Origin of the sequence: Ornithinimicrobium pratense (assembly GCF_008843165.1) — a bacterium.
GTDB classification, from domain to species: Bacteria; Actinomycetota; Actinomycetes; order Actinomycetales; family Dermatophilaceae; genus Ornithinicoccus; species Ornithinicoccus pratensis.
Map to the genome: position 1 here is coordinate 2,422,994 of NZ_CP044427.1, position 12,335 is coordinate 2,435,328.

Consider the following 12,335-nt stretch of genomic DNA (forward strand, 5'->3'; position numbering starts at 1 on the left):
AGGTCGTCGGACTACGCGCCCAGCAGCCGCTGACCGGAGGTGCCGGCGAGCAGCCGCTCGAACTCCTCCGGGGCGGTGGTGTTCTCCCCGAGCAGGTTGGGCTTGCCCGCCCCGTGGTAGTCGCTGGAGCCGGTCCGGACCAGCCCGAGCCGTTCGACCAGGGCAGCCGCACGCTCGCGATCGGCCCGGTCGTGGTCGCGGTGGTCGACCTCCAGGCCGGCCATTCCGGCCTCCACCATGTCCTCGATGGCATGGTCGGCGACCACCCGCCCTCGCTTGCTGGCGAACGGGTGGGCCATCACCGCGGCACCGCCGGCCGCGACCACCAGCTCGACAGCCTCGACGGGGCCGGGGGCGTAGTGGGAGACGTAGTAGGGGCTGGAGGAGGCGAGCACCTCGGCGAAGGCCGCCTCGCGGTCGAGGTAGCGCCCGTTGGCCACCAGCACGTCAGCCAGGTGCGGACGGCCCAGGGACGCCTCCCCCGGGCTGGCGGCCCGCACCTCCTCATAGCTGACGGGGTAGCCGTCGGCGGCCAGCCGCTCGGCCATCACCTGGATCCGGGTGTCCCGGCTGTGGCGGCTACGGGCCAGCTCGGCCCCCAGGTCCGGGTCGTCCGGGTCGGGCAGGTAGGCCAGCAGGTGGACCGAGATGCCACGCCAGCTGCAGGAGATCTCGATGCCTGGCACGACCACGACCCCGTGCTCCCGGCCGGCCGCGCCCGCCTCGTCCCAGCCGGTCGTGACGTCGTGGTCGGTGAGCGCCACGGTGCCTACCCCCGCCCGGGCGGCCTGGCGGACCAGCTCGGCGGGTGGTTCGGTCCCGTCGCTGCACCAGGAGTGGGTATGCAGGTCGATCACGGGGCGGCGCGGCGGCATACCCCCACCGTAGGCGTTGAGATGGGCCGCACCGCGCGGGAGGCGGCATACTGGATGCCCGGACCCGTGCCGTCCCCGACACCGCCCCCCATCCGTAGGAGCAGCATGATCCCCACCCCGGCCACCCTTCGCACCGCAGGCGCTGCAGCTTTGCTGTCGGTGCTTGTGCTGGCTGGCTGCAGCGAGGAGGAACCCCTCCCCCAGCCCTCCACCCCGGCGCCCACGACCCAGGAGCCCGCCACCCAGGCGCCCGTCGAGGACGAGTCGGCCACGACGGCACCCGCCGACGACGTGGACATCACCACCGCGCCGGCGGACGGCGAGGCGGCGACCCAGACCGCCGAGCCGGGCGCAGGGTCGGAGCTGAGCGCCACCGATGGCCGGTTCACCATCGAGCTGCCCGACGGCTGGGAGGACGCCTACGAGCTGGCCGAGCAGGAGGGCGTGCTGCTCGCGGCCAAGGAGATCGAGCGCAAGGACGAGTTCTTCACCAACGTCGTGGTGACGCAGGAGGAGTACGTCAGCAACCTGACCTCCGCCGTCGAGGATGCGGCCCAGGAGCTCGCTGGGGAGGACGGTGAGTACGAGCTGCTGGAGCCGGCCCCCGTGGACGGCAACCGCGCCCCCGGTTACACCCTGGTCCGCGACGTGCAGGGGTCGACCATCCACCAGACCCAGCGGTGGATCTCTCACGACGGCACCCTCTACGTCGTCACCTTCTCGGTCATCGAGAGCCAGGCCGAGGAGGCCGACGAGGCGCTCGAGGGGATCCTCACCAGCTGGAGCTGGCAGGACTGAGCGCTCCAGGCCTGGGATCGTTCAGGTGGTGACGTGGCTGCCGCGCGAACGCCGGCGCGCCCGCAGCGCGGCCCGGTCCAGCCCGAGGCGGCGACGGGCCAGGTAACCACCCATCGCCAGCCCCGCGGCGAGGGCGACGCCGGTCGACATCGCCACGACTAGCCACACCATCGCCTGCGGCATGGTCGCGGCGGAGTTCTGCATCAGCAGGTAGAGCGAGCGGTAGACCGACAGGCCGGGGAGCAGCGCCACGATCGCGGCGGTGGCCACCGCGGCCTCGGCCACGTGCAGGCGGCGGTAGGCGATGTAGGCGAGGGCACCCACCAGGGTCGCGGCCACGGCCGTGGCCATCGCGGCGGCCAGGCCCAGAGCCACCAGGCTGGCGAAGATCATCCAGGCCAGGGCGGAGATCAGCACGCTGATGATGATGGTCCGCAGCCCTGCGTAGGTGTTGAGGCAGAAGCCGAGCGCGATGAGCATCGCCCCCACCGTGCTCAGCAGGGGTGAGCCCGCGAGGGAGACGACGGCGGAGGCCTCCATGGACACCCCGAGGCTGCGCCCGAAGCCGATGACGAGTGCCACCCCCACGGCGATCCCCAGGGTCATCATCATCACCTCCAGCCCGCGGGCGGCCGCCGTGACGTAGTAACCGTCCACGGCGTCCTGGGCTGCCCCCAGCACGCCGAGGCCGGCGAGTAGGACGACGATGCCGGAGATGACGACCACCGACGGGGCGAAGTTGGTATCCGGAAAGATGACGTCGCCAAAGCTGAACATCACCAGCGCGAACAACGCCGGGACCGCCGCGCTGACCGCCTGGGTGAAGAAGGCCGCGACGCCGGCGCGGTACAGCGCCCGCTGGACGCGGTCCACCAGCGCCGTCGAGACGGCCGCCACCGCCCACATGACGGGCCCGACCCCGAACAGCATGACCACCCCGACCGACATGATCGAGGACCCGAGCGTGACCACCCACCGGCGATAGGGGTGGGGGGAGGCGAGCAGCTTCTGCAGTTTCGTGCGGGCCGCGGTCACGTCCATGGTCGGCCCGCCCGGGCCGGCCGAGGCGATGATGCGCTCGATGTGCTTCTGCACCGCTTCCAGCCGGGTGTAGTCCGGGGAGCGGCCCGAGACCACCCGCATCACGCTGAGCGGGTCCTCCTCCAGCCCGCGGTGGATCGAGACGGTGATGGAGGTGTAGGTGATGTCGACGTGCACCGAGCCGACACCGTAGGCCTGACCCAGGCGCAGCACGGTGGCGACCGTGTCCGCCGCCGAGGCACCCGTGGCGAGCATGGCCTCACCCACCCGCAGAGCCAGGTCGATCACCTCGCGAGCCTGCTGCTGGCTCACCTCGTCGCCCCCGGTGCGCTGCCCCAGCGTCATCGTGGGCGGGGCGCTGGTGCGCACCACGTGCACCGCGGCATCACGCAGGTGCCGTCCCAGGCGGGAGGCGGGCATCAGCTGGCGCGGCGGGATCTGCTGGGGACCGGTGACCTCGGTGCGGAGGCCCGTCGGGGGTGACTCGCTCATCGCTGGACAGCCTAGTGGGGTCCGCACCCCCGGTGTCCCTCCCGAGCACGGCCGCAGGTCGGTCGGGGCGGGGCGAGGAGGGCGCGCGGGGATAGGCGCCTACGATGGTCGGCGTGAGCGAGAAGCAGCACAAGCCCGAGCACCGTAACCGTCCCACCGGCGAGGCGTTCATGGCCTTCATGCGCCAGGACTGGGCCCCCCGGGACGGTGATCTCCCGCCGCTCACCGAGGCGGCCCGGTATGCCGCGTCGCGTCGGGAGACAGTGTCCGCCGCCTTCCCGGGCGAGCGTCTGGTCATCCCAGCCGGTGGCCTGAAGGTCCGCAGCAACGACACGGACTATGTCTTCCGTCCGCACAGCGCCTTCGCGCACCTGACCGGGCTCGGCGCGGACCGCGAGCCGGACGCGGTGCTGGTCCTGGACCCGGTGACCGGCGAGGACGGCGCCCCCGGGCATGAGGCGGTGCTCTACTTCCTGCCCCTTGCCGACCGGGACAGCGAGGAGTTCTTCGCCGACTCCCGGGTCGGGGAGTTCTGGGTCGGCTCCCGCCCCACGCTGGAGTCCGCCTCGGCCGAGCTGGGCCTGCCCACCCGCCATCTGAGCGAGCTCCCCGACGCCATCGCCAAGGACACCGGGCCCGGTGGGGTGTCGGTGCGCGTGGTGCGCGATGCCGACCGCGAGGTGGCGGTCCTGGTCGACACGGTCCGACAGCAGGCCGGCCTGGTGCAGGAGGACCAGCTCGAGACGGTCGCGGAGGCGGACACGCAGCTGGCCCGCTCGCTGTCGACCCAACGGCTGGTCAAGGACGACTGGGAGGTCCGCCAGATGGAGGAGGCGGTCGAGGCGACCGCCACCGCCTTCGACGCCGTCGTCGCTCAGCTGCCCGAGGCCGTCCGCCGGGGCCGGGGCGAGCGCTGGATCGAGGGGGTCTTTGGCCTCCACGCACGCCACACCGGCAACGGCGTGGGCTACGACTCCATCTGCGCCGCCGGCGAGCACGCCACCACCCTGCATTGGACCCGCAACACCGGTGAGGTCCAGGAGGGTCAGCTGTTGCTGCTGGACGCGGGTGTGGAGACAGACTCGCTCTACACCGCGGACGTCACCCGCACGGTCCCGGTGTCTGGGACGTTCACCTCCGCCCAGCGCCGGGTCTACGAGGCGGTCCTGGAGGCCCAGGAGGCCGGTCTGGCCGCTGCCCGCCCCGGCAACCGGTTCAAGGACGTGCACGCCGCGGCCATCGAGGTCATCGCCCGCCACCTGCTCGAGTGGGACCTGCTGCCCGAGGGCGTCACCCTGGAGCAGACCCTGGACGCCGAGGAGGGCCAGTTCCACCGCCGGTGGATGGTGCACGGCACCAGCCACCACCTGGGGATCGACGTGCATGATTGTGCGCTGGCCCTGCGCGAGGACTACGTGGAGGGCGAGCTGCGCGAGGGCATGATCCTCACCGTGGAGCCAGGCCTGTACTTCAAGTCCGACGATCTGCTGGTGCCCGAGGAGATGCGCGGCATCGGCGTGCGGATCGAGGACGACATCGTCATCACCGCCGACGGCCACCGCAATCTGTCCGCGATGCTGCCACGTACGGCCGAGGAGGTCGAGGCGTGGGTGCAGGCCGGGGGCGTGCGCAGCGCCCGGTGAGGCAGGCTAGGCGTGCGGCAGGTTAGGCGCTTCCTGCGCGCCCCTGGCCGCTGGGCATCCGGTCCAGCAGGTCGCGCGCCTGCTGCGCCAGCTTGTGCTCGGTGAGCACCTCATAGCGGGTAGCCACCACCTGGCTGACCGAGGTGAAGTCCCGGCGGCCTCGCGTCATGGCATACCCGATGAGGGCCCAGACCAGACCGAAGAACGCGCCGAAGAGCACGCAGCCCAAGATGGTCATCAGGGCGTCGCGCGGGCCGGCGAAGAGGGCGAAGATCAGACCGACGAACAGGCCGAGCCACACCCCGGACAGGGCGCCGCCCAAGGCCACCCGTCCAGTCGTCAGCCGGCCGGTGACCCGTTCGACCTGCTTGAGGTCGGTGCCGACGATCATGCACTGCTCGACGGGGAACTCGTGGTCGGAGAGGTGGTCCACGGCGGCCTGGGCGTCCTCGTAGCGGTCGTAGACCCCGAGGCTCATCGGGTAGTCGAGGGCGAGCACGGGGCCGGGGCCGGGCACAGGACGTCGGGCGGGGGTGGTCACAGGCTCATTGTGCCCCTAGCGCGCCGGGTCGGCTAGCCACGTCGGCAGTCGAGCGCAGCCCCCGGAGATGCGAAAGACCCCCAGGCCCGTGGGCCTCGGGGGTCTCGTGTGCAGGTCGCCTCAGCGACGGAAGAAGCGACGGCGGGGTCGGACGACGCGCTTGGCGACGTCCTCAGACGGCGTATGCCGGTAGGCGCGCTCGGCGGACGGGCGGTAACTGATCAGCGGGCCCATATGGGTGGTGCTCATCCTCTCGATGATTCGTTGGTCGTGGCGGGCAACATGCCATGAAGGTCAACTACATGATCCTTCACATACCAGTCTACGCGCTACTGGCCGCGGATATTCCCATGCCCGCCCCGGGGCCCGTCGCCACCGTCGATATCCTTCCCGGGTGAGCCTTTCCCGCGTCTTCGTCGCCCGGCTCAACGGGCTGAGCGTCTTCGACCCCATGGGGGACGAGGTCGGTCGGGTCCGGGACGTCGTCATCACCCTGACCGGGCGGGCGGCCACCGAGGAGCCGCGCGTCATCGGGCTGGTGGTCGAGGTGCCGGGCCGGCGCCGGGTGTTCGTGCCGATCACCCGGGTGACCTCGGTGGACAGTGGCCAGGTCATCACCACCGGGCTGGTCAACATGCGGCGCTTCGAGCAGCGGACCGGCGAGACGTTGGTGGTGGGTGAGCTGCTGGATCGGCAGGTGATGGTCGTTGACGATGCGGACCGGTTCCCGGCCGTGGTCGAGGACGTCGCGATGGAACGGCAGCGCAGCGGCGACTGGCGACTGACCAAGGTCTTCGTGCGCAAAGGCGTCGACGGCCGACCGCCCCGTGGCGGGGGCCTGCTGCGCCGGCGCCGTGGCGAGACGGTGCTGGTCGACGCCGAGCACGTGCACGGGCTGCAGGACGCCGGCCCGGCCCAGGCGGCCACCGCCCTGCTGGAAGCCTACGAGGACCTCAAGCCGCAGGACCTTGCCGAGGCCATCCACGACCTGACTCCCAAGCGTCGGGCCGAGGTGGCCGACGCCCTGGACGACGAGACCTTGGCCGACGTCATGGAGGAGCTGCCCGACGATGACCGGCTGGAGATCCTGACCCACCTGCCGACCGACCGGGCCGCGGACATCCTGGAGGTCATGCAGCCCGACGACGCGACGGACCTGCTGGCGGACCTGCCCGAGGAGACGCAGGAAGAGCTGCTGCAGCTCATGCAGCCGGACGAGGCGGCCGACATCCGCCGGCTGCTGACCTACGAGGAGAACACCGCGGGCGGTCTGATGACCACCGAGCCGGTCATCCTCGGCCCGGACGCCAGCATCGCCGAGGCGCTGGCCATGGTGCGCAAGGAGGAGCTGCACCCCGCGACCGCATCCCTCGTCTACGTGACCCGGCCGCCGCACGAGACGCCCACCGGCCGGCTCCTCGGTAGCGTCCACATCCAGCGACTGCTGCGCGAGCCACCCCACCAGCCGGTCGCGACGGTCCTCGACACCGGCATCGATCCGGTGCCGCCCGGCGCCACCCTGGGGCAGATCACCCGCGCGCTGGCGGCGGACAACCTGGTCGCCCTGCCCGTCACCGACCCGGAGGGCCGCCTGCTCGGTGCCGTCACCGTCGACGACGTGCTCGACCACCTCCTGCCCGACGACTGGCGCGAGGACCGACACGACCTGAGCGAGGTGCACGATGCCTGAGCCGACCCAGGACCGCCGCCGGTGGCGCACCGGCGACCCGGGACGGGGGTCGCTGGACCAGCCCCTGGTCCAGCGCGCCCGGCTGAGCCTGCGCCCCCAGAACATGGACCCGGAGAGTTTCGGCGCCTTTGCCGAACGCTTCGCCCGGTTCATGGGCACCGCGCGCTTCCTGGTCTACATGACGGCTTTCGTGGTGATCTGGCTGCTGTGGAACACGGTGATGCCGGAAGAGGTGCGGTTCGACCCCTACGCCTTCATCTTTCTCACCCTCATGCTCAGCCTCCAGGCCTCCTACGCGGCGCCGCTGATCCTGCTGGCCCAGAACCGGCAGGACGACCGCGACAAGGTGGCGATGGAGCAGGACCGGGCGCGCGACGAGCGCACCCTGGCCGACACCGAGTTCCTCACCCGGGAGGTGGCCGCCCTGCGGCTGTCGCTGCGGGAGGTCGCCACCCGTGACTTCCTGCGCTCTGAGCTGCGCGACCTGATCGAAGAGGTGGAGGCACGCGCAGAGGAGCGGGGGCGCCGCGCCGCGCTCGCCGAGCTGGACGACGCCGACCCCGGCGGCTCCCCGGAGCGTTGACCCCGCGCCACCGCCCGCAGGAGCGCCCAGGCAACCGTCCTACCATGGACCCCATGCCCGCCCCCAGCACTGACGCCCTGCACGCCGCCCTGGCCACGGTCAACGACCCGGAGATCAAGAAGCCGATCACCGAGCTCGGCATGGTCGACGCCGTCGACACCACCGAGGACGGCCACGTGCAGGTCACTGTGCTGCTCACGGTCGCCGGCTGCCCGATGAAGGACACCATCACCCGTGAGGTCACCGCGGCCGTGGGCGGGGTCGAGGGGGTCACCGGGGTGGACGTCCGCCTTGGGGTGATGAGCGACGAGCAGCGGGGCGCCCTGAAGAACCAGCTGCGGGGCGGGCAGGCCGAGAAGGAGGTCCCCTTCGCCCGGCCCGACTCGCTGACGACCGTGTATGCCGTTGCCTCCGGCAAGGGCGGCGTGGGCAAGTCCTCGGTCACTGTCAACCTCGCCGCGGCGCTGGCCGAGGAGGGCCTGCGGGTGGGGGTCGTCGACGCCGACATCTACGGCTTCTCCGTGCCGCGCATGCTCGGCGTGACCCAGCAGCCCACGCAGGTCGACGACATGATCCTGCCCCCTGTGGCCGAGCCGTCCGGGGTCAAGGTGATCTCGATCGGCATGTTCGTCCCGGGCAACCAACCGGTGGTCTGGCGGGGGCCGATGCTGCACCGGGCCGTGCAGCAGTTCCTCGCCGACGTCTACTGGGGCGACCTGGACATCCTGCTGCTCGACCTGCCGCCGGGCACCGGCGACATCGCGATCTCCGTCGCCCAGCTGCTGCCCAGCAGCGAGCTGATCATCGTCACCACGCCGCAGCAGGCCGCCGCCGAGGTGGCCGAGCGGGCCGGGTCGATCGCTCTGCAGACCCACCAGCGCATCGCCGGCGTCGTGGAGAACATGTCCTGGCTGGAGCTGCCCGACGGCACCCGCCAGGAGCTCTTCGGCAGCGGTGGCGGCCAGTCCGTGGCGGACTCGCTGTCCCGGGCGATCGGCGCCCAGGTGCCGTTGCTGGGGCAGGTGCCGCTCGACGTGGCCCTGCGCGAGGGTGGCGACACCGGGTCGCCCGTGGTGATGACGCAGCCGGACTCCCCCGCCGCGGCAGCCCTGCGCGGTGTGGCCCGCCAGCTGGCCCGCCGCGGACGCGGCTTGGCCGGCCGCAAGCTGGGCATCACCCCGACCCTGCAGCGCTGACCCATCGCGCTGACCTCGCACAGGGGCGCTGGCCCCCCGCACGTGCACCCATCGTGCCTCGGCCCACGCCGATCGAGCCGCTTCCCCGCTACGCGTGCACCCGTCGTCCGGTGGCGTTAGGTCGCGTCGACGTCGAAGGGCGTCGGCAACGACGGGTCGTGCAGCGCCGAGGCGCGCAGGGTCGGACGCGGGTCCGGTGCGGCCTGGTCCGTCCTCCCGGAGGCAGCCTCCTTGGCCGGTCGCGACGGCGGCGCGGCCAGAGCGTCCCGGACGATCCGGCGGGGGTCGTACTGGCGCGGGTCGAGTTGCCGCCAGTCGATGTCCTGGAAGGTCGGTCCCAGCTCCTCCTCGATCTGCCCCTTGGCCCCCTCGGCCAGGTCGCGCAGGTAGCGCACCCCCTGCCCCAGCTTGGCGGCATACCCGGGCAGCCGGGACGGGCCGAGCAGGATGAGGGCGGCCAGGATGAGCAGCACGATCTCTCCCCCGTGCAGCGTCCCGATCATCCTGCTCCCTCGTCAGCCCAGGCGGCCCGTGCGGGCCGCGCGGAGCCCAGCCTACCTAGCCCTCGGAACCGGCCAGGGTGATGCTCACGGTCCGCTCGGCCCCGTCGTCGGCGCGCAGCGTCATCTCGACGGTGTCGCCCACCCGGTAGGAGCGCAGCACCACCAGCAGGTGCCGCGAGTCGCGGATCCGGGTGTCATCGACAGAGACGATGACATCGCCGGGAAGCACACCCGCGGCCTCAGCCGGCCCACCCGGGATCACCGGTGGGCTACCCTCCCGGTCGGCCGGCAGCACCCGGGCTCCGTCGCCGGTGTACTGCATGTCGATGTGCACGCCCATCACGGGGTGCTCGCTACGGCCGGTCTCGATGAGCTGAGTCGCGGTGCGGTCGGCCTGGTCGGCAGGGATCGCGAAACCCAGCCCGATGCTGCCGATCGAACGGCCGAAGTCGCTGGTAGGCAGCTGGGCCAGGGCCGAGTTGACGCCTACCACGCGGCCACCCAGGTCCAGCAACGGGCCGCCGGAGTTGCCGGGGTTGATCGCCGCGTCGGTCTGGATGGCGTTGATGTAGCTGACGCTCGAGGCCTCGCCGGCCACCACGGGACGGTCCAGGGCCGAGACGATGCCGCTGGTCACCGTGCTGTCGAGGCCGAGCGGTGCCCCCACCGCCACCACCGTCTGCCCAACCTCGACCGCCGCCGAGTCCGCGAACGGCAGGACGGGCAGGCCGCTGCGGTCGATCTTCAGCACGGCGATGTCGTAGGCAGTGTCCGCCCCGACCACCTCGGCCGGCACCGGTTCGCTACCTGGCAGCTGCACGGTGATCTGGGTCCGGGGGCCGGCGTCGGCGATGACATGGGCATTGGTCAGCAGGTAACCGTCCTCACGGATGACGAAACCTGAGCCCAGACCGTCGCCCCCCACCGAGATCAGCGCGACGCTGGGCAGGGCGGCGCGCGAGAGACCGGGGATCGAGCCGTCCGCGGCTGCGGGCGGCGGGGCAGCCTGCTGGCTGGCCGGCTGAGCCTCGATCACCGCCGGCGGCTGCTCAGGCGGCCGGATCAGCTGATCGGCGAGAACCCCGCCGGCCAGGCCCCCCACGAGCCCGGCGACAGCCGCAGCGACCACCACCGGGCCCAGCCGGGCCGGGCCGCGACCCCGCCGGCGCTCGCGTCGGGTGGACGAAGGCGTGGGCGAAGGCGTGGGCGCAGGCGTGGACGAAGGCACCGACTCCCCAGACGCCTCGGACGGCTGGATCAGACCGGGGTCCGCAGCAGACGTGGAGGGGTCGGGTCCCTGCAGGGGGACGGTTCTGTCCACGGGCAGGCCCTTGGTCGGGTCGGTCATGGCTCAGAGTGTCTCAGGGGCGGGCGCGGTCCCACAGCCAGGGCGCTCACCCGAGGGCGGTCGCCGGGCGCGTCAGCCCCGTCGCTGGTCGGGAGGCCGGCGTGGGACGCCGGTGCTCCAGCGACTGGCGCAGCAGCGCCCGGCCGCGGTGGATGCGGGAGCGCACGGTGCCCATCTTGATCCCCAGAGTCTGGGCGACCTCCTCGTAGGAGTAGCCCTCGATGTCCGCAAGCACCACGGCGGCCCGGAACTGCGGTGGCAGCGCTAGCAGCGCCCGCTGGATGTCGACGTCCAGGTGCGTCATCGCGTAGACCTGCTCGGGGTCGGTGCCGGCCGCCCGCAGCGGCAGTCGCGCGGACAGCTCCTCGGTGAGGGCGTCGAACCTGATCCGCTGCTTGCGCCGGACCTTGTCCAGGAAGAGGTTGGTGGTGATCCGGTGCAGCCAGCCCTCGAAGGTCCCGGGCCGGAAGGTGTGCAGGGAGCGGAAGACGCGCACGAAGACGTCCTGGGTCAGGTCCTCGGCCTCGTGCGGGTCACCGGTGAGCCGGTAGGCCAGGCGGTAGACACGCGCGGAGTGATCGCGCACGATTTCTTCCCACGTGGGCGGCACCCAGTCAGGCGTCGTCATGCCGCACAGGGTGCCAGTTCGACCTGTGAACGGGCTGAGCCCGAGCCCGCTGAAAGCTCGGATATAGGCTGGGGTCATGTCCGCACCCAAGGCCGCCTCGCTGTCCTACGCCGAGGAGTTCATTACCCCGCATCCGGTCATCGAGCAGGCCCAGCGCCGGGGCGAGGAGCTCGGCGCTTCCCCCGTCGGGACGGGCGTCGGGGTGACGCTGCGCCTACTGGCGGCCGCCGTGCAGGCCCGTCACGTCGTCGAGGTGGGGACCGGAGCCGGGAGCTCGGGGCTGTGGATGCTGCAGGGTATGCCGCGCGACGGCATCCTGACCTCGATCGACAGCGAGGTCGAGAACCAGCGGGCGGCGAAGGAGGCGTACGCCGCGGCCGGCATCCCGGCGCAGCGCACCCGCGTGATCCGCGGCGACGCAGCCGCCGTGCTGGGCCGGCTCACTGACGGGGCCTACGACATGGTCCTGGTCGACGCGGACAAGGCCTCTTACCGGGTCTACGTCACCGAGGCCATCCGGCTGCTGCGCATCGGCGGGGTGCTGGCGGTGGACAACATGCTCTGGCACGACAAGGTGGCCGATCCGGCTGCCCGGGACGAGACCGTGACCCTGCTGCGGGACCTGGGCAAAGAGCTGCGCGAGGACGACCGGTTGCTCCCGGCGCTGCTGCCGGTCGGGGACGGGCTCTTCGTCGCTGTCCGTCGCTGACCCTCCGCACCGCAGGCACCACCTCCGTTGGCTAGGCGCCCGAGGAGCAGGACACCAGGGACGGAGAAGCCCCCGGACCGGATCGGTCCAGGGGCAGCCTCAGCGGGTGGGTCTCAGCCCAGGCACTCCTTGATGGCGTCACCCAGCGCGCCGGCCTCCTCGGCGTTCATCTCCACGACGAGACGTCCACCGCCTTCGAGGGGCATGCGCAGCACGATGCCGCGCCCTTCCTTGGTGACCTCCAGGGGACCGTCTCCGGTGCGAGGCTTCATTGCTGCCATGTGGGGG

General features: G+C 71.9%; 15 protein-coding genes. 6 read left to right on the forward strand and 9 right to left on the reverse strand.

The features are described 5' to 3' along the window. Positions 1–11 precede the first annotated feature (11 nt). Positions 12–875 carry a PHP domain-containing protein gene (locus FY030_RS11115; protein ID WP_158061565.1) on the reverse strand — a complete coding sequence of 288 codons (864 nt, stop codon included), beginning with the start codon at positions 873–875 and terminating at the stop codon, positions 12–14. After that, positions 854–991: a hypothetical protein gene (locus tag FY030_RS16410; protein WP_192498576.1), complete on the reverse strand. Its 138-nt coding sequence runs from the start codon at positions 989–991 to the stop codon at positions 854–856. Before FY030_RS16410 ends, FY030_RS11115 begins: the two co-directional genes overlap by 22 nt. Between FY030_RS16410 and FY030_RS11120 the strand changes: the two genes are divergently transcribed. Next, positions 981–1,673 (forward strand): hypothetical protein, encoded by a 693-nt coding sequence (locus FY030_RS11120; RefSeq protein ID WP_192498577.1) that lies wholly within the window; start codon positions 981–983, stop codon positions 1,671–1,673. The two genes, FY030_RS16410 and FY030_RS11120, sit on opposite strands and share 11 nt — an antisense overlap. Positions 1,674–1,694: 21 nt before the next feature. Here the strand turns inward: FY030_RS11120 and FY030_RS11125 are convergent, their stop codons facing one another. Then, positions 1,695–3,206 (reverse strand): threonine/serine exporter family protein, encoded by a 1,512-nt coding sequence (locus tag FY030_RS11125; RefSeq protein WP_158061567.1) that lies wholly within the window; start codon positions 3,204–3,206, stop codon positions 1,695–1,697. 113 nt (positions 3,207–3,319) lie between these two features. Here FY030_RS11125 and FY030_RS11130 point away from each other — a divergent pair, with 113 nt between their 5' ends. Beyond that, positions 3,320–4,849 (forward strand): aminopeptidase P family protein, encoded by a 1,530-nt coding sequence (locus tag FY030_RS11130; RefSeq protein WP_158061568.1) that lies wholly within the window; start codon positions 3,320–3,322, stop codon positions 4,847–4,849. Positions 4,850–4,871: 22 nt separating this feature from the next. Here FY030_RS11130 and FY030_RS11135 read toward each other — a convergent pair whose 3' ends face one another. Together FY030_RS11135 and FY030_RS17095 are read right to left on the reverse strand one after the other, a co-directional pair. Next, complete coding sequence (locus FY030_RS11135) at positions 4,872–5,390, reverse strand: YflT domain-containing protein (protein WP_158061569.1); 519 nt, start codon at positions 5,388–5,390, stop codon at positions 4,872–4,874. Between the two features lie 120 nt (positions 5,391–5,510). After that, on the reverse strand, positions 5,511–5,639 hold the full coding sequence (locus tag FY030_RS17095; RefSeq protein ID WP_272950515.1) for a hypothetical protein: 129 nt from the start codon (positions 5,637–5,639) through the stop codon (positions 5,511–5,513). Positions 5,640–5,784: 145 nt separating this feature from the next. Here FY030_RS17095 and FY030_RS11140 point away from each other — a divergent pair, with 145 nt between their 5' ends. From FY030_RS11140 to FY030_RS11150, 3 genes are read left to right on the forward strand one after another with little or no spacing between them, the layout of a single operon-like run. Continuing rightward, positions 5,785–7,080 carry a magnesium transporter MgtE N-terminal domain-containing protein gene (locus FY030_RS11140; protein ID WP_238348241.1) on the forward strand — a complete coding sequence of 432 codons (1,296 nt, stop codon included), beginning with the start codon at positions 5,785–5,787 and terminating at the stop codon, positions 7,078–7,080. After that, complete coding sequence (locus FY030_RS11145) at positions 7,073–7,663, forward strand: DUF1003 domain-containing protein (RefSeq protein WP_158061570.1); 591 nt, start codon at positions 7,073–7,075, stop codon at positions 7,661–7,663. Before FY030_RS11140 ends, FY030_RS11145 begins: the two co-directional genes overlap by 8 nt. Positions 7,664–7,716: 53 nt before the next feature. Then, positions 7,717–8,859 carry an Mrp/NBP35 family ATP-binding protein gene (locus tag FY030_RS11150; protein WP_158061571.1) on the forward strand — a complete coding sequence of 381 codons (1,143 nt, stop codon included), beginning with the start codon at positions 7,717–7,719 and terminating at the stop codon, positions 8,857–8,859. 116 nt (positions 8,860–8,975) lie between these two features. Here FY030_RS11150 and FY030_RS11155 read toward each other — a convergent pair whose 3' ends face one another. The 3 genes from FY030_RS11155 to sigE are packed head-to-tail and all read right to left on the reverse strand — an operon-like array spanning position 8,976 to position 11,338. Further along, a complete protein-coding gene (locus FY030_RS11155; protein ID WP_158061572.1) occupies positions 8,976–9,362 on the reverse strand; it encodes a twin-arginine translocase TatA/TatE family subunit in 387 nt (128 codons plus the stop codon). 55 nt (positions 9,363–9,417) lie between these two features. Then, positions 9,418–10,710, reverse strand: a complete 1,293-nt coding sequence (locus FY030_RS11160; RefSeq protein ID WP_158061573.1) for a S1C family serine protease — start codon at positions 10,708–10,710, stop codon at positions 9,418–9,420. Between the two features lie 46 nt (positions 10,711–10,756). After that, entirely contained in the window at positions 10,757–11,338 is a 582-nt protein-coding gene (gene sigE / locus FY030_RS11165; protein ID WP_158061574.1) for an RNA polymerase sigma factor SigE, read from the reverse strand. Between the two features lie 76 nt (positions 11,339–11,414). Here sigE and FY030_RS11170 point away from each other — a divergent pair, with 76 nt between their 5' ends. Beyond that, entirely contained in the window at positions 11,415–12,047 is a 633-nt protein-coding gene (locus FY030_RS11170) for an O-methyltransferase (protein WP_158061575.1), read from the forward strand. 113 nt (positions 12,048–12,160) lie between these two features. On the opposite strand, the gene FY030_RS11175 is transcribed toward FY030_RS11170, so the two are convergent. Next, positions 12,161–12,328: a DUF3117 domain-containing protein gene (locus FY030_RS11175; protein WP_131105430.1), complete on the reverse strand. Its 168-nt coding sequence runs from the start codon at positions 12,326–12,328 to the stop codon at positions 12,161–12,163. Positions 12,329–12,335 lie beyond the last annotated feature (7 nt).